Annotated in this window: 19 protein-coding genes and 1 riboswitch; of the genes, 12 read left to right on the top strand and 7 right to left on the bottom strand. The window is 41.4% G+C overall.

The window, feature by feature from the left end; genetic code table 11:
• Nucleotides 1-3 precede the first annotated feature (3 nt).
• From B4Z47_RS03260 to thiS, 5 genes are read right to left on the bottom strand one after another with little or no spacing between them, the layout of a single operon-like run.
• Nucleotides 4-774, bottom strand: a complete 771-nt coding sequence (locus B4Z47_RS03260) for a thiazole synthase (protein ID WP_286726799.1) — start codon at nucleotides 772-774, stop codon at nucleotides 4-6.
• Nucleotides 771-1,388, bottom strand: coding sequence for a thiamine phosphate synthase (gene thiE / locus B4Z47_RS03255; protein WP_070570530.1), 618 nt, complete (start codon nucleotides 1,386-1,388; stop codon nucleotides 771-773). The genes B4Z47_RS03260 and thiE overlap by 4 nt, the downstream gene beginning before the upstream one ends.
• On the bottom strand, nucleotides 1,349-1,966 hold the full coding sequence (locus tag B4Z47_RS03250) for a thiamine phosphate synthase (RefSeq protein ID WP_286726796.1): 618 nt from the start codon (nucleotides 1,964-1,966) through the stop codon (nucleotides 1,349-1,351). The genes thiE and B4Z47_RS03250 overlap by 40 nt, the downstream gene beginning before the upstream one ends.
• Nucleotides 1,963-3,777, bottom strand: a complete 1,815-nt coding sequence (gene thiC / locus B4Z47_RS03245) for a phosphomethylpyrimidine synthase ThiC (protein ID WP_115049260.1) — start codon at nucleotides 3,775-3,777, stop codon at nucleotides 1,963-1,965. The genes B4Z47_RS03250 and thiC overlap by 4 nt, the downstream gene beginning before the upstream one ends.
• A gap of 46 nt (nucleotides 3,778-3,823) precedes the next feature.
• Entirely contained in the window at nucleotides 3,824-4,030 is a 207-nt protein-coding gene (gene thiS / locus B4Z47_RS03240; RefSeq protein WP_115049258.1) for a sulfur carrier protein ThiS, read from the bottom strand.
• A gap of 60 nt (nucleotides 4,031-4,090) precedes the next feature.
• Nucleotides 4,091-4,186, bottom strand: a riboswitch (TPP riboswitch).
• A gap of 158 nt (nucleotides 4,187-4,344) precedes the next feature.
• On the opposite strand from thiS, the gene B4Z47_RS03235 reads away from it, so the two are divergent.
• Nucleotides 4,345-6,987: an alpha-L-rhamnosidase gene (locus B4Z47_RS03235; RefSeq protein ID WP_286726794.1), complete on the top strand. Its 2,643-nt coding sequence runs from the start codon at nucleotides 4,345-4,347 to the stop codon at nucleotides 6,985-6,987.
• A gap of 66 nt (nucleotides 6,988-7,053) precedes the next feature.
• Here B4Z47_RS03235 and B4Z47_RS03230 read toward each other — a convergent pair whose 3' ends face one another.
• Entirely contained in the window at nucleotides 7,054-8,466 is a 1,413-nt protein-coding gene (locus tag B4Z47_RS03230; RefSeq protein WP_286726793.1) for a PLP-dependent aminotransferase family protein, read from the bottom strand.
• A 111-nt stretch (nucleotides 8,467-8,577) separates the two neighbouring features.
• On the opposite strand from B4Z47_RS03230, the gene B4Z47_RS03225 reads away from it, so the two are divergent.
• From B4Z47_RS03225 to B4Z47_RS03195, 7 genes are all read left to right on the top strand, one after another.
• Nucleotides 8,578-9,468 (top strand): DMT family transporter, encoded by an 891-nt coding sequence (locus B4Z47_RS03225; RefSeq protein WP_286726792.1) that lies wholly within the window; start codon nucleotides 8,578-8,580, stop codon nucleotides 9,466-9,468.
• Between the two features lie 140 nt (nucleotides 9,469-9,608).
• Nucleotides 9,609-10,265, top strand: a complete 657-nt coding sequence (locus B4Z47_RS03220; RefSeq protein ID WP_159333034.1) for a GrpB family protein — start codon at nucleotides 9,609-9,611, stop codon at nucleotides 10,263-10,265.
• Nucleotides 10,266-10,304: 39 nt separating this feature from the next.
• Complete coding sequence (locus tag B4Z47_RS03215; protein WP_046672965.1) at nucleotides 10,305-10,733, top strand: DinB family protein; 429 nt, start codon at nucleotides 10,305-10,307, stop codon at nucleotides 10,731-10,733.
• A 76-nt stretch (nucleotides 10,734-10,809) separates the two neighbouring features.
• The gene (locus B4Z47_RS03210) at nucleotides 10,810-11,664 is read left to right on the top strand and encodes a GNAT family N-acetyltransferase (protein WP_286726791.1); all 855 of its coding nucleotides are present in this window, start codon (nucleotides 10,810-10,812) and stop codon (nucleotides 11,662-11,664) included.
• Between the two features lie 202 nt (nucleotides 11,665-11,866).
• Nucleotides 11,867-12,505 (top strand): hypothetical protein, encoded by a 639-nt coding sequence (locus B4Z47_RS03205; RefSeq protein ID WP_070570550.1) that lies wholly within the window; start codon nucleotides 11,867-11,869, stop codon nucleotides 12,503-12,505.
• Between the two features lie 174 nt (nucleotides 12,506-12,679).
• The gene (locus B4Z47_RS03200; RefSeq protein ID WP_070570553.1) at nucleotides 12,680-13,147 is read left to right on the top strand and encodes an SRPBCC family protein; all 468 of its coding nucleotides are present in this window, start codon (nucleotides 12,680-12,682) and stop codon (nucleotides 13,145-13,147) included.
• Nucleotides 13,148-13,200: 53 nt separating this feature from the next.
• The gene (locus B4Z47_RS03195; protein WP_112376248.1) at nucleotides 13,201-13,971 is read left to right on the top strand and encodes a tryptophan-rich sensory protein; all 771 of its coding nucleotides are present in this window, start codon (nucleotides 13,201-13,203) and stop codon (nucleotides 13,969-13,971) included.
• A gap of 77 nt (nucleotides 13,972-14,048) precedes the next feature.
• On the opposite strand, the gene B4Z47_RS03190 is transcribed toward B4Z47_RS03195, so the two are convergent.
• A complete protein-coding gene (locus B4Z47_RS03190; protein ID WP_286726789.1) occupies nucleotides 14,049-15,158 on the bottom strand; it encodes a serine hydrolase domain-containing protein in 1,110 nt (369 codons plus the stop codon).
• Between the two features lie 290 nt (nucleotides 15,159-15,448).
• On the opposite strand from B4Z47_RS03190, the gene B4Z47_RS03185 reads away from it, so the two are divergent.
• From B4Z47_RS03185 to B4Z47_RS03170, 4 genes are all read left to right on the top strand, one after another.
• On the top strand, nucleotides 15,449-16,012 hold the full coding sequence (locus tag B4Z47_RS03185; protein ID WP_070570559.1) for a dihydrofolate reductase family protein: 564 nt from the start codon (nucleotides 15,449-15,451) through the stop codon (nucleotides 16,010-16,012).
• Between the two features lie 102 nt (nucleotides 16,013-16,114).
• Nucleotides 16,115-17,413 carry a spondin domain-containing protein gene (locus tag B4Z47_RS03180; RefSeq protein WP_286726787.1) on the top strand — a complete coding sequence of 433 codons (1,299 nt, stop codon included), beginning with the start codon at nucleotides 16,115-16,117 and terminating at the stop codon, nucleotides 17,411-17,413.
• 161 nt (nucleotides 17,414-17,574) lie between these two features.
• A complete protein-coding gene (locus B4Z47_RS03175; RefSeq protein ID WP_286726785.1) occupies nucleotides 17,575-18,276 on the top strand; it encodes a peroxiredoxin-like family protein in 702 nt (233 codons plus the stop codon).
• Nucleotides 18,277-18,355: 79 nt separating this feature from the next.
• Nucleotides 18,356-19,195 (top strand): AraC family transcriptional regulator, encoded by an 840-nt coding sequence (locus B4Z47_RS03170; protein WP_286726783.1) that lies wholly within the window; start codon nucleotides 18,356-18,358, stop codon nucleotides 19,193-19,195.
• Nucleotides 19,196-19,324: the final 129 nt, after the last annotated feature.

Below are 19,324 nucleotides of genomic sequence, written 5' to 3'. Positions count from 1 at the left end.
TTATCAGTCAAATAAAAATGAAGTTAGGGGGCTCGAAGCGATTGCGTGGGAGCCTATCTTTCCCAATCCGGCCTCATAAGCTTTCCGTCCAGCGATAACGGCCTCTCTGAAAGCTTCGGCCATACGTATCGGATTATTAGAGACTGCAATTGCCGTATTGACAAGCACCGCATCAGCTCCGATTTCCATGGCTTTAGCGGCATCGGAAGGCGCTCCGATTCCAGCGTCTACGACCACTGGGACATTACTTTCCTCAATAATAATTTCGAGAAAGTCCAAGGTACGCAGCCCTTTATTGCTTCCAATAGGGGCACCTAAAGGCATAACGACAGCTGTGCCTGCATTTTCTAAACGTTTACAAAGTACCGGGTCTGCGTGAATATAGGGCATGACGACGAAACCCAATTTAGCAAGTGATTCGGTTGCGCGTAAGGTTTCAATAGGATCGGGCAGCAGATAACGTGGGTCGGGATGAATTTCCAATTTCACCCAGTTTGTTTCCAGTGCTTCGCGAGCAAGTTGAGCCGCAAGTACTGCTTCTTCAGCTGTTCGTGCTCCCGAAGTATTGGGAAGCAAATGGATTGCCGCCAGATCGAGCGCGCTGATGAGGCTGTCGTATGAGCCGGTCTGGTCGATTCGTTTGAGGGCGACGGTGACCAATTGGGAAGCCGAAGCCACAATGGCAGCGCTCATTTCCGTGAGATAACCGAATTTGCCCGTACCGAGAAATAATCTGGATTCAAATACGCGATCGGCTATATGTAAGTTGCTCATAGTAAAATTTTATTGATGGATGAAACAATGTTTGGAGTCTTGGTTACGATTCCCGAGAGTGCTACACCGTAGACGCCAATTTCTAATAGATGTTGGATATCTTCAAGTTGGCTTATACCGCCAATTGCGAATATTGGAATAGGGGTTAGGCCTTCTCGGTGGACTTGTTGGATGATGTTTTCATATCCTGCAATCCCCAGTAGGGGACTTAGTTTTTGTTTTGTCGTGGTATAGTTGAATGGCCCGAGCCCGATATAGTCACAATGTTCACTTATTCTTTGCTTTACATTGGCAAAGCTATTGGCTGTACCGCCAATTATTTTTCCTGCACCCAATAGGTGCCGGGCAGCTGCTACACTGCAGTCGTCCAGTCCCAAGTGCACCCCATCAGCGTCTACAGCCGCTGCAAGCGAAGGATGGTCATTGATGATACAGCTGGCACCAAATTCGGAACAAGCCTGCCTGATCTCTTCGGCGAGCGCATAAAGATCTTTTTCCTCGGCTTCCTTCCATCGGATCTGTATCCATTTGGCCCCAGCGTCCAGCGCTTTCAGCATGTTGTTTTTTTGTTCCCTTATAGTTTTACCTTGTGAGATATATTGGAGTCTTTCCATAGTTTTTGTTTGCATGCAATAAAATTTTGAATAGGATCCCGATGTTTCCATAAAGTGCCATATAAGGCAATTCCATCTGCACCTTGCTGCATCGGAATAAGACAGTTGTTTTGGTTTATCCCTCCAAGACCGATGAGACGAACAGCAAAGTTGGCGCGTGACGGTAGTTGACCTAGTCTTGCATTATGCGTTCCATACCCCACTTTTGAGATGCTCGGAAATAATGGACTGAAAAAAGCATAGGCCCAACGTTCATCAAGGCTATTGAATTGATCAATATCATGCACAGATGTTGAACAGATTGTTGTAGGCCCCAGTTGATTTGCAGATCGATGCAGTCTACTTTTATCGTTCAGGTGGATTCGTGCAATCCCAAGCTCAGCCGATAGATGCGCATGTGAGTGTAGAACCAATCTGTCGCGGTATATAGGAGCTATAGTTTCTATATATCGCGACATTTGTAAGTCTGTAAAATGATACTTACGCAAATGTAGAATATCAAGACCTTCTTTAAACAACGCTGCTATAATCGCCTGTTCAGAACGGATTGTTTCTGCTGCTGTCAATGCAATAATCATGAATAGATCTCTTTTCCTTGTGCGATGAATTCCTGCGATTTTTCCAGCATCCCCTGGGCGGCACTATCCCTGATTTCCTGCGTTATTTTCATCGAGCAAAATTTGGGACCGCACATGGAGCAGAAGTGCGCAACTTTAGCCGCATCTGCCGGCAATGTTTCGTCATGATATTCCCGTGCGGTATCTGGATCAAGGGAAAGGTTGAATTGATCTTCCCATCTGAATTCGAATCTGGCTTTACTCAAGGCGTTATCACGATATTGTGCACCAGGGTGTCCTTTGGCTAAATCGGCCGCATGGGCAGCTAGTTTATAGGTGATTACACCATCTTTGACATCTTTTTTATTTGGTAGACCCAGGTGTTCTTTGGGGGTAACATAGCAAAGCATTGCACAGCCATACCAACCGATCATAGCCGCTCCAATGGCGGATGTGATATGGTCATAGCCTGGAGCAATATCTGTTGTTAAGGGACCTAAGGTATAAAATGGCGCTTCGTCACAACAGGCCAATTGCTTGTCCATATTCTCTTTGATCAATTGCATAGGAACATGTCCTGGCCCTTCGATCATCACCTGAACATCATGTTTCCAGGCGATTTTGGTGAGTTCGCCCAGGGTTTCGAGCTCCGCAAATTGAGCTGCATCGTTTGCATCTGCAATAGCTCCGGGGCGAAGACCGTCGCCAAGTGAAAAAGCCACATCATATTGTTTCATAATTTCGCATATTTCCTCAAAATGGGTATAGAGAAAATTTTCTTTGTGATGAAAAAGACACCATTTGGCCATGATAGAGCCGCCTCTGGAGACAATTCCAGTAACTCGGGATGCCGTGAGATGGATATAACGAAGCAATACGCCGGCGTGTATGGTAAAGTACGAAACACCCTGTTCGGCCTGTTCAATCAAGGTATCTTTGAATATTTCCCAGGTAAGATCCTCGGCCACCCCCTTTACTTTTTCGAGCGCCTGATAGATCGGTACTGTACCGATTGGGACTGGCGAGTTACGGATAATCCATTCGCGGGTTTCGTGAATATTTTTGCCAGTGGATAGATCCATGATGGTATCAGCCCCCCAACGACAGGCCCATACCGCTTTCTCAACTTCTTCCTCTATGCTTGAACTTACGGCGCTATTGCCAATATTGGCATTGATTTTAACAAGAAAGTTGCGTCCGATAATCATGGGTTCACTTTCAGGGTGATTAATATTATTGGGTATGATCGCTCTTCCGGCGGCGATTTCTTCACGGACAAATTCTGGTGTAATAGCTTTATCATGTGTTCTCGCACCAAAGTTTTGCCCCCGATGCTGATGATCCATTCCAGGGGTACTAGCTTCCAACTGCTCAATACGTTGGTTTTCTCGGATAGCAACATACTCCATTTCCGGGGTAATGATGCCTTGCTTTGCATAATGTAATTGGGTGACATTCTTGCCGGCGGAGGCTACTTTCGGTTTGTGGCTATAGGCAAATCGGAGTTCGTCCAACGTTGGATCAGAAAGTCGTTTTTGTCCATATTCAGAGCTGATGCCAGCCAACTGTATGACATCCTGACGATCCAAGATCCACTGCTCGCGAAGGCGAGGGAGTCCTTTGTGGATATCGATAAGGATGGTGTCATCTGTATAAGGCCCAGAAGTATCATAGATTGTTACCGGCGGATTAATTTCGATCTGTCCATTCGTTAATTTGGTTGAGCTCAAGGAGATTTGACGCATAGCGACCTGAATAGGAAATAGTTTTCCGGCTACAAAAATTTTCTTTGCATTTGGAAAGGGGGATTGCGTAATTGTTTCAGCTGTCATTTTTTCTGTATTGTGGTGAATTACTCGGTTGATTTTTTTTGAAAGGCTAGCCGCCTTGAGATGCAGTGATTAAGATAATCTGATCATAAGGTTTAAGTGTTGTCGTAGCCCAGTCCTTTTTGGGGATGACTTGGTTGTTGATGGCTACAGCCACGCCCTGGGTTTTGCCAGATAATTCCAAAAGTAACAAGTCTTCTAGTGAAGTAAGTGCGGGATCGAAAAATCGAATTTGATGGTTTATTGTAAGTTCCATTCCTTAATTTTTTTTGGTAAAACTTTAGGAATGGCTACACAAAGGCGCAGCAATGCACCTTGTAGACAGCTCACTTTTCCCTACGCCAGTATGATCCGGATCAGGTTCTAAGGGTAAAATCTCAGCCTGCATGAGCAGACACCCCTAAAGTTGCGACTAATATAAGGTTATTTTTATGAAAGTTGCAAGAATTTATTTTGCTGCCTGAGGTATATCGTGCAGGAAAGTACAGGTCACCATGTGGAAAATATTTGATATATTAGATTTTTAAATCAGCTAAAACAATTTAACAACCACCAAGATAGTATCTTTTCATGCGTAGGATTTTATTTACAATACTGTTGTGTATAACGAACAGCACTTATGCCCAACCTAAAAGCAACTGTATCGCGGTACAGTTGACATGCGAACATCTGGTCAATCCATTGGGTATCGATGCAACCCAGCCGAGACTTAGCTGGCGACTTGAGGACCAACGTAATGGTGCGGTACAACAGGCTTATCAGATCCTTTTAGGGCAAGATTCGCTGGCACTACTGAAGGAGACGAAAAATAGCTGGGATAGTGGCAAACAGCTCAGCTCGTCCATGTTAGTGCCCTATAACGGCGCACAGTTAAAGCCACAGACCACGTATTTCTGGAAGGTTAAAGTATGGGATAAGGATGGTATATCAACAAGTTCTAAAATAGCATCGTTCGAAACTGGAATGATGGGAATGGACCTTTGGAAGGGAAAATGGATAAGCGACAATAAGGATATTCATGCGCGAGAAACGCCTTATTTTAGAACAGAATTTAAGATAAATAAGCCGATAAAGTCTGCACGCGCGTATATTGCCACAGCAGGGCTATATGAACTTTCCATGAATGGTCAACGCGTAGGAGACCATCGCCTGGATCCAATGTATACTCGATTCGACCGGTGTACATTATATGTCGTGACGGACGTAACCCAGCAGCTCCAACAAGGACAGAACGCTATTGGCGTTGTTTTGGGGAATGGCTGGTATAATCACCAACCACTGGCGGTTTGGAACTTTGATAAAGCACCGTGGCGGGCCCGACCAACATTCTGTTTAGAGCTGAAAATCGTTTATACAGATGGTACAGTAGAAACTATTGTCTCAGATGAGCAGTGGAAAACAGCTTCGGGACCAATTACTTATAATAATATTTACACTGGTGAGCATTATGATGCAAGACTGGAAATACCCAACTGGGACAAACCTAAATATGATGATTCAACTTGGCAGGCTGTTCAGTATAGAAATGCGCCATCTGCACATATCGTTTCCCAACAGATGGTACCGATTCGGCTCATGAAGTCCTATAAGCCCAAATCAGCGACAAAGATAGACCAACGTACTTATGTTTTCGATATGGGCCAAAATATGGCTGGGATTACAAAAGTCAAAGTCAAAGGAGCTGCAGGGACTATGCTACGTATCAAGCATGGTGAACGATTGTCGGCAGATGGGCGTCTTGACTTGTCCAATATTGATGTTTATTATCGGGGCGATAAGGAAAAGGAGCCCTTTCAAACGGACATTCTGACCTTAAGCGGTCGTAATGATGAGTTTATGGCAAAGTTCGGTTACAAAGGATTTCGTTACGTCGAAATTAGTAGTAGTGCGGCAATTGCATTGGATAGTTCGGCTGTGACCGCTTATTTTATGCATAGTGATGTGCCCGCCATTGGACAGCTCAAGACGTCATCAGCGTTGGTCAACAAACTATGGGAAGCGACCAACAATGCCTACTTGTCCAATTTGATGGGCTATCCGACAGACTGTCCGCAGCGCGAAAAGAACGGTTGGACAGGGGATGGGCACCTTGCGATTGAAACAGCTTTGTACAATTTTGACGGGATAACAGTTTATGAAAAATGGATGGCGGATCATCGTGATGAGCAACAGGAGAACGGTGTCTTACCCGATATTATTCCAACTGGGGGATGGGGTTATGGTACAGCGAATGGTTTGGATTGGACAAGTACCATTGCCATCATTCCCTGGCAGATCTATCAGTTTTATGGAGACCCACGTGCATTAGAAGAATGCTATCTTAATATCAAACGCTATGTGGATTATGTCGACGGAATCAGCCCATCTGGGTTGACAACTTTTGGGCGTGGAGACTGGGTGCCAGTGAAGTCACAGTCGAATCTGGAGTTGACCTCCTCGGTTTATTTTTATGTGGATGCGACCATCTTGGCTGCTACGGCTAAATTGTTTGGATACACAGCAGATCAACAAAAATATGAACTGCTGAGCAGAAAAATTAAGACGGCCATCAACGCTAAATTTTTAGATGCTTCCAAGGGTATTTATAGCAATGGAACACAGACTGAACTGAGTGTTCCACTCTATTGGGGTGTGGTACCTGACGAAATGAAAGCCCGGGTTGCAGCCAACCTGAATAAGAAAGTGGAAGAGGCCAACTTTCACTTAGATGTAGGAGTATTGGGTGCAAAAGCATTATTGAATGCGTTAAAAGATAACGGTTATGCAACGACAGCCTATAAGGTTGCGGTACAAGATACTTATCCGTCTTGGGGATGGTGGATTGTAAATGGCGCGACAACATTGTTGGAGAACTGGGATTTAAAAGCAACGCGTGATATTTCAGACAACCACATGATGTTTGGCGAAATCGGTGGTTGGTTTTTTAAATCTATCGGCGGGATTCTGCCAGATCCTAAACAACCTGGATTTAAACATGTGCTTTTAAAACCCATCTTTCCCCAGGAACTGAAAGAATCTTCTATTTCTTATGATTCACCCTACGGTAAAATTGTTTCCGAATGGAAGTTAAAGGATAAAAAGATTGTTTATGATATCCAAATACCCGCAAATGCCACGGCGACATTTTATCCGCCGGATAATGTTAGCATTAGCAGTAGCGATGCCGTCCAATTGGAGGCTGGTAAACATAGGCTGGAGCTGGAACTCAAGTAATCATAGGCTCCGATCTGTTGTTTTATTGCCCCGACCGTTGGTATTATGCTCTTATCATGTTATGTATTAGAGTGCTTTTGTAAGTTTACCGAGCTGTTTTAATTTTAAAGCGAGTTCATTGCTCCAGGGTAAACCAATACAGAGACGCATGCAATGGTGAAATTGATCCTGTAAGGTGAAAATCCGCCCCGGTGAAATGCTGATCTGTAGTTTAAGCGCATAGTTATATAGCTTGCCTGTATCGATGTGTTTTGGAAACTCGACCCATAGGGCAAGTCCACCCTGTGGACGGCTAATTTTAGTGCCTTCCGGAAAATGGGCCGAAATGATAGCAGCGTAGCGCTGGTAGTTTTCCGTTAATGATCTACGAAGTTTACGCAGGTGGTTTTCATACTTTCCGGTTAATAGAAAATTTCCAACCGCCTCATTGATGATCGCCGTAGATGACAGGGAATGGATCAGTTTTAGTTTGATAATCTGTTCTTTGTATTTTCCAGGAGCAACCCATCCGACACGGAAGCCTGGAGCCAACGTCTTTGAAACGGATCCACACCAGAGGACATTGCCATCCCGGTCAAAAGATTTGCAACATTTGGGGCGTTGCGTGCCAAAATGGAGGTCGCTGTAGGTGTCATCTTCGATTAGCGGAATTTGGTGTTTTGACAGCAATGCCACAATTTCCCGCTTATGCTCATCCGGCATGCAATAACCCAAAGGGGTGTTAAAATTGGGGACCAGTAAACAGACTTTAATTTGGGGCAACAGATTTTTGAGGGCTTCAATGTCTATTCCTATGATGGGGTCCGTAGCTATTTCCAGCACCTTAAGCCCTAGACTGACGGCAAGTTGGAGGATACCCGGATAGCAGGGGCTTTCCAGAGCCAGTGTATCTCCAGGTTTGGTTAAGGCCATCAGACACAAAACTAAAGCATTCATACAGCCGTTGGTGGTAACGACATCATCTTCATTTAGATTTCCACCCCAGGCCAATGAACGTACGGCCACCATACGACGTAATTTTATATTGCCTTGCAAGGGTTCATATGCTGTGCCACCATCGCTGAGCTCCCGTGTAGCGAGGACGATTTCTTTTTTTAATTTTGCGGTAGGTAGGAGACTTCCGGAAGGAACACCGATTGAAAATAAGGTTAAGTCGCGACGTCCCATGGTTGAATACACCTTATTCATCAATTGATCCGGTTCTCTGTTGTTGGCGATTGGAATAGGTTGACTGGCTGCCGCCAACGGAAGTTGCAAATAGTTTGGAGGACTAACAAAGTAGCCGGATTGGGGCTTGGACTGTATAAGAGAACGTTCTTCCAACGCTAGAAATGCCCTTTTTGCGGTATTTATACTGATACCGTGTTCAGCGCTTAGGTTCCTCACCGAAGGTAGTTTTTCGCCAGCTTTTAAGACGCCTGATTTAATCTTATTGGCAATATTGTCTGCTATTTCATTATACAAATAATCTTTTTTCATCAAATTAGGATTAGTGTTCGTCTTTAAAGGTAACTGTGTCCATTGAATTATCAAAAACTGTGACTGTGCTTAATTCTTGTAATGGACGAACTTTGTGTAAAAGATTGATACATGGCGCAATTAAGTATAAGTAAATTACAGGAAAATACAACGAGCGGTTGGTTAAATGGTTTTATTGGTGTGGTATTATTTAGTGGTTCGTTGCCGGCAACACGCATGGCGGTTTTAGCTTTTGACCCTGTATTTGTTACATTAGCAAGGGCTTCCATTGCAGGCATATTGGCACTGATAACATTGATGGTTTTTAAGGAAAAACGTCCAGAAAGAAAGCAATTGGGGTCGCTATGCATCGTGGCAATAGGATGTGTCGTTGGATTTCCCTTACTGAGCGCTTTGGCTCTGCAGCACATCACGTCCGCGCATTCCATCGTTTTTATCGGTATTTTGCCCGTATCGACAGCCGTATTTGGTATTATACGCGGTGGCGAGCGTCCGAAGCCAATCTTTTGGCTGTTCTCTGCTCTAGGGAGTCTACTGGTGATCGGCTATGCGCTGGCACAAGGACTAACAGCCTCACCTTTAGGCGACGTTTTAATGATTTTATCGGTCATTCTCTGTGGTTTGGGCTATGCTGAAGGTGCAAAATTGACCAAGACGCTAGGGGGCTGGCAGGTCATTTCCTGGGCCTTGGTTTTGTCGCTGCCGTTGATGTTGCCACTTACCTTTGTCTACCTTCCATCGTCTTTTGACACTGTGCCTATCGGGGCCTGGGCCAGTTTAGCCTATGTGTCGATGTTCAGTATGTTTATTGGCTTTGTTTTTTGGTATAAAGGACTCGCCCAAGGTGGCACGGCGACCATCGGACAATTACAGTTACTCCAGCCTTTTTTCGGTCTGGCTTTAGCCGCCGGGCTTCTTCATGAACAAGTCGGTGTTGGCATGCTGGCCGTAACAGTTGCTGTTATTCTTTGTGTCGTTGGAACGAAGAGATTTGCCCGATAAATGCATTAGAAAAAAGAGAACTGGATTATAGGCTCTCTCGGAAAACGATAAATTTATTAACTTTAACTTTTAGGGTGTCATTCGAGGCGTATTTGATCGAATGATGTGTATTTATCTTGTATTGGCAAAGAAAACAGCGTATGATTTTACCGTTTGAACCTTATAATCCGATATGGAAAGCGAATTTTGACAGTATTCAACATGAACTTTTTACGTTGTTGAAACCAATAAGGTCGAGGGTTGATCACATAGGCAGTACGGCCGTTGAGGGATTGTCTGCCAAACCAATCATTGATATATTGATCGGTTTAGAGGAAGAAAACGATCTTGATCGTATTCCGCTCCTGTTGCGGGACAATTGCTATGTATATTATGAAAAATACAATGAGGATATGCCTTACAGACGTTTTTTTATCGCCCTGATTGATCGTCCTGAAGTATTAGGATTACCAGAGCAAATCGCACCTGGCGATGAAATTCCAGCACGATTGCATGACCATTCGTTACGAGTAGCACATATCCATAGCATACCCTTGCAATCAAAACACTGGTTGCGCCATATAGCCTTTCGCGATTACCTGCGTGCGCACGACAATGTAAGAGATCGCTATCAGGCACTCAAAGAAAAATTGGTACTGCAGCAATGGAAAGATGGTAACGATTATAATGATGCGAAAGATGAATTTTTGAAAGAGCATGAAGCAAAAGCTGTGGAGTGGTACAATAAAGGTTGCGGAACAATAGAATGGTATTACAATGAGAACCTTGGACAAAGCAGCGTGGATGGATCGGATTAAATTGGTAAGAAATTAAGGTTATACTAGCTAAATTTAGGTATGAATACATTATTGGAAGAATTTGAGCATATTATTCAGAAGTTTTCTTCGCAAATTTTGGAAATAAATGATGACGATTTTAATCGCAAATTAGAACCAGATAAATGGAGCAAAAAAGAGATTCTGGGTCATCTAGTCGATAGCGCTTTTGTTAATTACCAACGGTTTATAAGAGCTCAATTTGAAGAAAATCCAAAAATATACTATGATCAGGTAGCCTATTGTGCATCTGCAGGTTACCAACATGCTGAGACCGAGAAATTATGCAATCTATGGCGATCGGTAAACGAACAATTGTTGTTTTTGTTTAAGCAGGTAATTGCGAACAAATTGATTCAAAGGACTTGTAATGACCATAGCCTCGAATTTTTAATGCTTGACTATGTGGTGCATTTGAAGCATCACAGAAATCAGATTTTGTCCGAATAAAAAAATTTAGGAAAGGATAGCATGAGAGCTCTTTGTTCAGGCATCAGTAAATTTAATAGTCCATAAAAAATAAGGGATGGAGATACGGAAATTGAAAGCGGGAGATAGTGCTGACTTATTAAAGGCAATTAATGGAGCTTTTGCCGACTATATTGTACCATTTCAGTTAGACGCATTGCAATTGGAGTCGAAGATCAGAGGCGAGGATATTTTAATGGACTTGTCAGTTGGTGTTTTTGACGGAATACAACTGGTAGCTTTTATTATGCATAGCATGCGAGAAATTGAGGGTAGTAAAGTGATCTACAATGCTGGTACAGGTGTTTTGCCCGCCTATCGGAACAGCGGATTAGTCGGTGAAATGTACAGATTTATGCAGCCATCCTTCAGAGAGTATCGCGTGAAAAAATTACTATTGGAAGTGATAGAAAGTAATCGACGTGCTATTCGGGTATATGAAAAAAATGGTTTTGTTAAAGGCCGTAGATTACTGTGCTTTGGAGGAGAACTTCATGTAAAGATGGGTGCTTTATCTGGCAGAACACAGCCTATCCGTATACAGTCTATCCATGACTTTTCTTGGGATATTTTGCAGTCTTTTTGGGATGTTGAACCCAGCTGGCAAAATAGAAGTGAGCGTAGTGAATTAATTCAGCTTAAAGGGTTGGGGGCATTTATTGGCTCCGATTTGGTGGGATATATCTTGTTCAATTCGTCCAATAGACGGATCTACCAAATTGCGGTAGCACAGCCGCATAGGCGGAAAGGTATTGCAACACAGCTTTTATCCGAGCTGAAAGTGTTTGTGTCCAGCGCAAAGGTACAAATTACTAACGTTGATGAAAAAGCCAAAAACTTGCAACTATTTCTACAAAGACAAGGCCTGGTCAACACAATCAACCAGATTGAAATGGTCAAGATGATTTTCTGATAATATCAATTAAAAATTAAAGTATTTCATTTACGATCAATAATTGTGAAAACAAATGTTGTTGTAAAAGTGTTGTTTAACAAAAGGTTAGATAGGATGTGCTATTAAACTGTCCATTATAATTCTATTTACTGGTGTAATTTTACCATCCCTCGGAAAAGACGCTCTTCAACAATTTAAACGACACTAATTTTTAAAACATATGAAATCGAAGTCATTTTTAATCGCAATTGTCTCAAGCTTATTGTTGTTGGCTTGTAGCACTTCAACAAGGATAACAGATATCTATAAAAATAGAGACCTTACTCCCAAACAATATCAAACAATATTCATTATTGCAATGACAAACCACGCTAAAGCAAAGGAGGTCATTGAATCCAATTTGGCAGAAGCAGCTTCCATGCATGGCTACAAGGCTATTAAAAGCAGCGACGTTTTTAAACGGACGTTTACCAAAGATGAAAGTCAAAACAAAGATTTAGTGATGAAAGCAGTACACAGTTTGAATGCAGATGCCATTTTCACTGTTACCCTGATCGACAAAGCCAGCGAGACCCGATATGTACCGGGAAATGGGCCTTATATGCCTTATCCGAGATTTGGTTGGTATGGTAATTTTTGGAGCTATTACTCCCATTGGTACCCAATTGCATACGATCCTGGTTATTACACGACGGATAAAATGTACTATCTGGAAAGCAATCTATATGATGTTAGCTCCGAACAACTGCTTTGGAGTGTACAGTCTGAAACGATCAACCCTTCCAGCTTAGCAGATTTTTCTAAAAGTTATACAAAGGCGCTCGTAAAAGCATTGGAAAAGGATATTGCTGCTAAATAGCCATTGATAAAAAGTATGCTTTAAAAGCTAGCTTCAATTTAAATAATGTATTTGTGTAAAAATATTCTTTATAACACCGATTCAGTACCTCGTAAAGGCGTTTTATGGTGTAATAATAAACTAAATTGCATTAATATTGTTATATTGGCAAGCAATAAAGTTAGCTCAAATCAGATGAGGTACAAATTATATAGAGAACAGCAATTGACCTGCGATATGGATACCGCATGGGCATTTTTTTCGTCACCCATGAATCTTTCAGAAATTACTCCAAAAGATATGGGTTTTGTAGTCACCTCAGACTGTGATCAACAAGAAATTTTTGAAGGAATGATCATCGATTATTTGGTATCTCCGATTCTTCGGTTTCCGCTGAAGTGGAAGACCAAAATAACGCAGGTGGAAAAGAATAAAAGTTTTACTGATTTCCAACTAAAGGGACCTTATGCCTATTGGAATCATTTTCATGAATTTATTCCAAACGAAAATGGGGTACTCATGAAAGACAGGGTTGACTATGAATTGCCTTTGGGGATTCTAGGCACAATTGCGCATGGAATTTTTGTTAAAAGGAAGTTGGAGCGAATCTTCGATTACCGTCATCAGGTTTTAGAAAAATTATTTAATCAAACTCAGAATTAGTGGTAACGAATCTATTGCAGTTCACGTGACCGAAAAGAAAGAAGTAGTCTACAATGAAGAAATTTTATCAAATAAGCAATGGAGTTGCTTTGGTCATCACTGTGATCATTAATTACCTATCCAATACGGGGATTTTTAATGGGGAGACCATGGCAACAATTTCTGCTAAATATCAAAATCTATTTACACCTGCGGGATATGCCTTTTCCATATGGGGTCTCATTTATTTGGGGTTGTTTGGATTTGTAATTTATTTTGGTCCTTTTGTCAGACAGACAAATGAAAAAGATAAAGTAGTTTTAAAAGTCGGATGGTGGTTCTTGATTTCTTGTCTAGCAAATAGTTTATGGGTCATTACCTGGTTGTATGACTATACCTTTTTAACTATTTTATTGATGGTCTTACTTTTTGTGTCGCTATTAAAGATAATTTACTATACACAAACTATTGCGTTTCATGCTGCACGCAGCAAGCGTATATTTCTTAAGATCCCTTTTCAACTTTATGCAGGGTGGATTTCTGTCGCTTTGATTGCCAATATTGCAGCCTATCTGACGAAGATAGGCTGGGGAGGTTTTGGATTATCAGCTACCATGTGGGCTATTATCATGTTTTCAATTGCATTAATTCTTCACTTATTGATGATCTGGCAACGTCATTTGCCGGTATTTGGACTTGTCGCCGTATGGGCTTTAATAGCCATTGCAGCTGCTAATAAATTAGTTAATAGCACTGTATATGCAGCGGCTATAATGGCAGCCATTATTGTTTTGCTAAATGTAATTGTGTACTTTATTCAATATCGTAAGCGACAGCCTTTCTAGTCCTTGCCTAATAAAGTGCATGATTCTGTTGGCAATCGAATTTTAAGCTTTCCATAGTAATGCAGCGAAACCAACTATTATTTTATTGCTGATTTTGCAATCAATAGCTTTTGAAATTCTTTTCCGATAAATGGATTGATGACGTGCTGAAATCCTTTTTGCAATGTAAAGACAGTGATAGTCGCATCAGACTCCGGCGAATAGATCACATCTGTTCCCCACCAACCCCCATGATAGTAGGCGTTGAATCCCATGTCAAAATGATAAATTCCCAAACAATATTTAGATTTATCCGACGAAAGAACATAGGTATGCATCGCTTCTAGAAGCTTTTTATCCTGAATGATTTTCCCGTTAAATAGATATTGGAAAAACAGGGAAGTCTCTTTGGCTGTTGTTGCGATTCCGCCGCCTCCGTACAGATCCCAGGAAGGATCAATAGCATAAGAGTCCCAGTTGTATTTGTTAGCGTATTGATGGGCGAGTGGCAAGGTGCTTTCAGGATAATGCTCTAAGTTTATAAACCATGTCTTTGTAAGATTTAATTCTTTGTATTTCAGTAAATTTCGAATAGCTGTATAAAATGGCAGATGCGTTTTTTGCTCAATAATCTCGGTGAGGAGCAAATAATTAATATCAGCGTAACTAAACTTTTCCCCGACAGGCTGTGGGCTCCCGATATCGATGGATCTTCTGATCTGCTCGTCTTTTTTCCATTTATATTTAGGATGCTGATTGACGAATTCAAAATAAGCTTCATCTACATAATCTTGAATTCCCGAAGTATGTGACAGCAAGTTCTTTATAGTAATTCCTGCTAGATTATAGCCATCGCTTTCAAATAGGTGACGTGTTTTTTTTGATAATAAATTGGCAATCGGTTGATCAATAGAAAATTCACCTTTTTCTACCAATCTTAGCATTGCTGCAGCAACATAAGGTTTTGTGTTGCTAGCAATCAAAACAGGCTGTTGGTCTTCCAGCGCTTGGTTCGTGCTGGTATCTGCTACTCCTCTTGCATAACTCCAGGAAATATTGTATTTCGGCGCTTCTACATGAACAATAATCCCGATTGCATCTTTATTTTTATCATAAATAGAATCTACTTTATGCTTAAAAACTGGCTGTAATTGAGCCCATCCGATTAATGGAATAAACATGGTATTTAACAACACGATTTTTTTCATATATTCTTTTCTAAACGTGTATCTCAGATCCAGAAACTGTCTGAGCATTGCTAAGTATATTTCTTTACTACTTCACTAACAGACGCCACTGCACCTGCAAAAGCATTGATCCTACAGCAGGGGTAACGGATTTTGCTTCCTGTTGCGCTTGTGAAAATAAGAATTAAAATAATAATCTTGATGGTGAAAAATGTAAAATAGCACATCAGTTTTATTTCTTGTCGTATGCAAAGTCTTTTCAATATATAAAATGTTAGATTTATGGTGTAAAAGAAGCTTATCGTAAGGATATGAGAAAAGTAATTGCAGCATTCAATATGACCCTTGACGGGTTTTGTGATCATACAGCAGGCATTCCCGATGAGGAAATACATCTTCATTATACGCATCTATTAAATAACGCTGATGTCATTTTGTATGGTAGGATTGCTTATCAGCTTATGGAATATTGGCGGCCTTTTGTGAAAAGTCCCTCAGGTGAAAAATCAATGGATGACTTTGCATTGGCTATCGATAAAATTCCAAAAGTTGTTTTTTCAAATAGCCTGAAAAATATAGACTGGGCAAGTGCAAAATTGGCCGATGGTATACTTAAAGATGAATTATTGAAATTGAAACAGCAATCCGGTAGGGATATTTTGGTTGGGAGTCGAAGTTTAATTGTACAGTTGTTGAATCTCAATTTGATCGACGAATTTCAACTGTGCATTTATCCTGTTGTTGTAGGACAGGGGCTTTCACTTTTTGAAAATATAATCGATAGAAAAGTTTTTAAATTATTAAAAACAAAGCCTTTTTCTGGCGGATCAGTCCTCTTGTACTATCAATACAGTCCAACACCTACTTCCCTATAAACTATTCCATCGGGAAATATCGGCAACACAGCGGGAAATCCAGATACCTGCAGCTCCTCTGATGAAATTTACATTTGTAATGTAATTTAAAAAGAATTCATTATGAAATATAAACATTCAATTTTGTGGGCTATAGCAGCACTCCCCTCGCTAATTACCGCTTGCAAAAGAAATGATGCTATGCCATCGATGTCGGAGACGACCATCACGATAGAAAATGTATTGGATTCGAAACCATTGGTCGAGTCTGGTCGTTTTAAAAACAATGGTGCTTCGCCAGTGATTATGCCTGGTGAAGCAATTTCAATTAAGTTTTCTGCAGCCGAGGGACAAGCGCTTAGCTTTGCAACGATGTATGGTTGGTCGAATGATTTGTTTTTTGCTCCAGAAAATCCTGGCATAAAGCTGTATCAGGACAATGGAACTCCGGTTGAGGGCGATGTTTCGGTACAGATCAAATTATGGGATAATGGTACTCGTATCAATCAGAAACCAGGCGCAGCTGTAATGCACCCGGGAACCACAGAAACTGCTCCAAAAGCTATTAGCGAAGTAAATGGAACCGATGCACAGGGCAATACTTATGCTGCAGCTTCTACTTTAATGAAGGCAACACTTCATTATGAAGGGAATTCCAATTTTACACTTATAATCACGAATACCTCTGGCGATACGAGCAATCCGACTCCCTTCAGTCCCGGAGTTTGGGCGATTTCATATATCGCAGGAGGCAAGCTGATAAATTCTAATCCATTATTTGAGGCAGGAAAACCAAGTGCAAATGGCATGACAAATATTGCGGAAATGGGAGACAATAGCGTTTTAGGAAATTATATCAATACACAAACAGGTATTTTTACACCATTATCTCCGGTTTTGGTAGTGTTGTATAAAGGCATCGAAAACCCGATATATAAAACCGGTGAAAATGACCGTGGAAAAGGACTGAAAGATTTAGCGCAAAAAGGTGATGCATCAGGCCTGGCGACTTATCTTAAAACACTCGCAGGTGTAAAAGCTGTTTATATCCTTCCGGCGGCTAGCTCAACTGTATTACTTCCTAAAATCGGAGCGCAGGCGGGAAGTAGCGTTTCGCAGCAGTTAAGTGTAGCAAGTGGAGACCGAATTGCCATTGCAAGCATGTATGGGCTTTCCAACGATTGGTTCTTCGCCACAAAAGATAATGGAATTGATGCAACAGTAAAAGGAGATGTATTCTATTCAATCGGATTGTTTGACAATGGGACAGCGATTAATCAGTTTCCCGGAGCCGGCAATGAGCAAGCAGGATTAGGCGGCACTCCTGCGACAGAACGTAAACCTGTTATAGAAGTGCCTAATCCAAATGGGTTCACCACACTGCCATCAATTTCCAGCATGATAAAAGTAACAATCAACTAATTTTTGAGTCCGCTTATACGTACGAAAATCTCATGGATATTATTGTCCTTACTGGAGACAGGACAATCAGCAACCTATTACATGCGGGGCTAAAGTATCGATTGAGTTTCCATGGGGAAAAAGTATAGATTCAGTTTAATAAGTAGTAAATGTGTTGTAAAATGAAAAATTATATAAAAACAAAATTAGCTGCGTTTATTGCGTTGCTGTTATTCACGACGTGCATCGCAGGCATAGCCAATGCGCAAGAGCCTTCTCGCATGAGTAAAGCTGACGTCGTGATACATAAAATCGAAATGAAGGAATCCCCTTATCATATTCCGCAAAATCCGGAAGACATCAGCCCGCTATTGTGTGGAGAAAAAATACCGATGGCCGTATTGTTTGACGTTTCCGGTAAACGATTTGATCTCAATAGGGCGATTTCCCAAAAACCGACCATTTTGGTTTTCTACCGCGGTGGCTGGTGTCCTTATTGTATCAGACAACTTTCGGGCTTACAAGAGGCCTTTTCAGGATTGGAAGAAATGGGGTATCAGTTGATTGCCATAAGCACAGACGAATCTGAAGGACTAATGGAAGCTGCAGCAAAAGAAAAATTAAGCTATACACTTTTATCGGATTCAGATCTTGCGCTGTCGAAACAAATGGGGATTGCATATAAAGCTCCAAAAGACTATTGGGAGATGCTTCCGAAAACAACTGGAGGTAAGGACAGCGAGTTATTGCTCCCAGTGCCATCGGTTTTTATAGTCGATCAAATGGGAACCATACACTTCGAATTTATCAATCCCAATTTTAAACAGAGATTGTCCTCCAATCTGCTGCTTGCAGCTGCAAGCAGCATTAAAGAAGACCTTTAAATTTCTAGTTTTTGGGTCGTAGACTCTTAAGAAAATGATTAAATTTAAGCGAATTGAAATGCTGTAAGTAAACGACAACATGATTAGGGAGTATAATGATAACGTGACCGCAGCACGGTTTGTGATGCATAGTGACAACAACCAGTTTTCAGGTAGGGGACTTCGAAGTGCGGGTTCTCTGCCTATCAACACATTTATCTACAACAAGGGCGGCGAACAGAAAGTGACGATCGATGAGATTAGCTATACGATGCCAGCAAGGTGTATACTTCCTTTGGTTTCCAATCAGCATTTTGTATTTGAGCAGCCCGATGCGCTGACTGCCTGGCAGTTTAATAGGGAGTTCTATTGTATCGTTGACCACGATGCTGAGGTCGGTTGTGTTGGTTTTCTGTTCTATGGTATTCGACATCCAATGTTCATTGTATTAAATGATACTGCTGTCGAAGAAATGTCTCATCTGGAGAATGTGTTTTCCAATGAGATGATGGTAAAAGATAATTTTCAGGGTGAAATGCTGCGCACCCTTCTTAAGAGAGTTATTATCAATACCACAAGAATTGCAAAGCTCCAAAGTGAAAGCCATCAGCTATTTCCCGACGAAAAAATGGATATTGTGAGAAAGTTTGCATTGCTACTGGAATGTAACTTTAAAGAGGAACATGAAGTCAGGTTCTATGCCGCTGCACTCAACAAATCACCAAAAACACTGAGTAATGTATTTGGTCTGTTGAAACAGTCAGCGCCATCTGTTCTTATCCGTAACCGAATAATTCTTGAGGCTAAAAGGTACCTCCATTATACCGAGAAGTCAGCGAAGGAAATAGCCTACGAACTTGGTTTTGAAAGTCCTGCCCATTTTAGCCGGTTTTTCAAAAAGTATTCTGGAACAAATGTTTCAGCTTTTAAGAACCTTTGATCATAATTCAAGGCGCGGGTTGCCGTTTAGAGAAAGACTATATTGTATGGGAATTTGATTTTATACCTTTCAATGAATATGCGATTAAGGTTTCCTTATGAAAAATAAGTGAATTTGCTCTTAAAATAA

This window comes from Sphingobacterium sp. UBA2610, from assembly GCF_002339225.1.
Lineage (GTDB): Bacteria > Bacteroidota > Bacteroidia > Sphingobacteriales > Sphingobacteriaceae > Sphingobacterium > Sphingobacterium multivorum.
This window is presented reverse-complemented; position numbering and strand designations above follow the sequence as displayed.

Coding starts and splice junctions, on each gene's coding strand:
- B4Z47_RS03210 (WP_286726791.1), top strand. CDS start 10,810: ATGGAGATACGGAAATTGAAAGCGGGAGATAGTGCTGACTTATTAAAG.
- B4Z47_RS03190 (WP_286726789.1), bottom strand. CDS start 15,158: ATGAAAAAAATCGTGTTGTTAAATACCATGTTTATTCCATTAATCGGA.
- B4Z47_RS03175 (WP_286726785.1), top strand. CDS start 17,575: ATGAAAAATTATATAAAAACAAAATTAGCTGCGTTTATTGCGTTGCTG.
- B4Z47_RS03195 (WP_112376248.1), top strand. CDS start 13,201: ATGAAGAAATTTTATCAAATAAGCAATGGAGTTGCTTTGGTCATCACT.
- B4Z47_RS03250 (WP_286726796.1), bottom strand. CDS start 1,966: ATGATTATTGCATTGACAGCAGCAGAAACAATCCGTTCTGAACAGGCG.
- B4Z47_RS03170 (WP_286726783.1), top strand. CDS start 18,356: ATGATTAGGGAGTATAATGATAACGTGACCGCAGCACGGTTTGTGATG.
- thiS (WP_115049258.1), bottom strand. CDS start 4,030: ATGGAACTTACAATAAACCATCAAATTCGATTTTTCGATCCCGCACTT.
- B4Z47_RS03230 (WP_286726793.1), bottom strand. CDS start 8,466: ATGAAAAAAGATTATTTGTATAATGAAATAGCAGACAATATTGCCAAT.
- B4Z47_RS03215 (WP_046672965.1), top strand. CDS start 10,305: ATGAATACATTATTGGAAGAATTTGAGCATATTATTCAGAAGTTTTCT.
- B4Z47_RS03180 (WP_286726787.1), top strand. CDS start 16,115: ATGAAATATAAACATTCAATTTTGTGGGCTATAGCAGCACTCCCCTCG.
- B4Z47_RS03235 (WP_286726794.1), top strand. CDS start 4,345: ATGCGTAGGATTTTATTTACAATACTGTTGTGTATAACGAACAGCACT.
- thiC (WP_115049260.1), bottom strand. CDS start 3,777: ATGACAGCTGAAACAATTACGCAATCCCCCTTTCCAAATGCAAAGAAA.
- thiE (WP_070570530.1), bottom strand. CDS start 1,388: ATGGAAAGACTCCAATATATCTCACAAGGTAAAACTATAAGGGAACAA.
- B4Z47_RS03225 (WP_286726792.1), top strand. CDS start 8,578: ATGGCGCAATTAAGTATAAGTAAATTACAGGAAAATACAACGAGCGGT.
- B4Z47_RS03185 (WP_070570559.1), top strand. CDS start 15,449: ATGAGAAAAGTAATTGCAGCATTCAATATGACCCTTGACGGGTTTTGT.
- B4Z47_RS03200 (WP_070570553.1), top strand. CDS start 12,680: ATGAGGTACAAATTATATAGAGAACAGCAATTGACCTGCGATATGGAT.
- B4Z47_RS03220 (WP_159333034.1), top strand. CDS start 9,609: ATGATTTTACCGTTTGAACCTTATAATCCGATATGGAAAGCGAATTTT.
- B4Z47_RS03260 (WP_286726799.1), bottom strand. CDS start 774: ATGAGCAACTTACATATAGCCGATCGCGTATTTGAATCCAGATTATTT.
- B4Z47_RS03205 (WP_070570550.1), top strand. CDS start 11,867: ATGAAATCGAAGTCATTTTTAATCGCAATTGTCTCAAGCTTATTGTTG.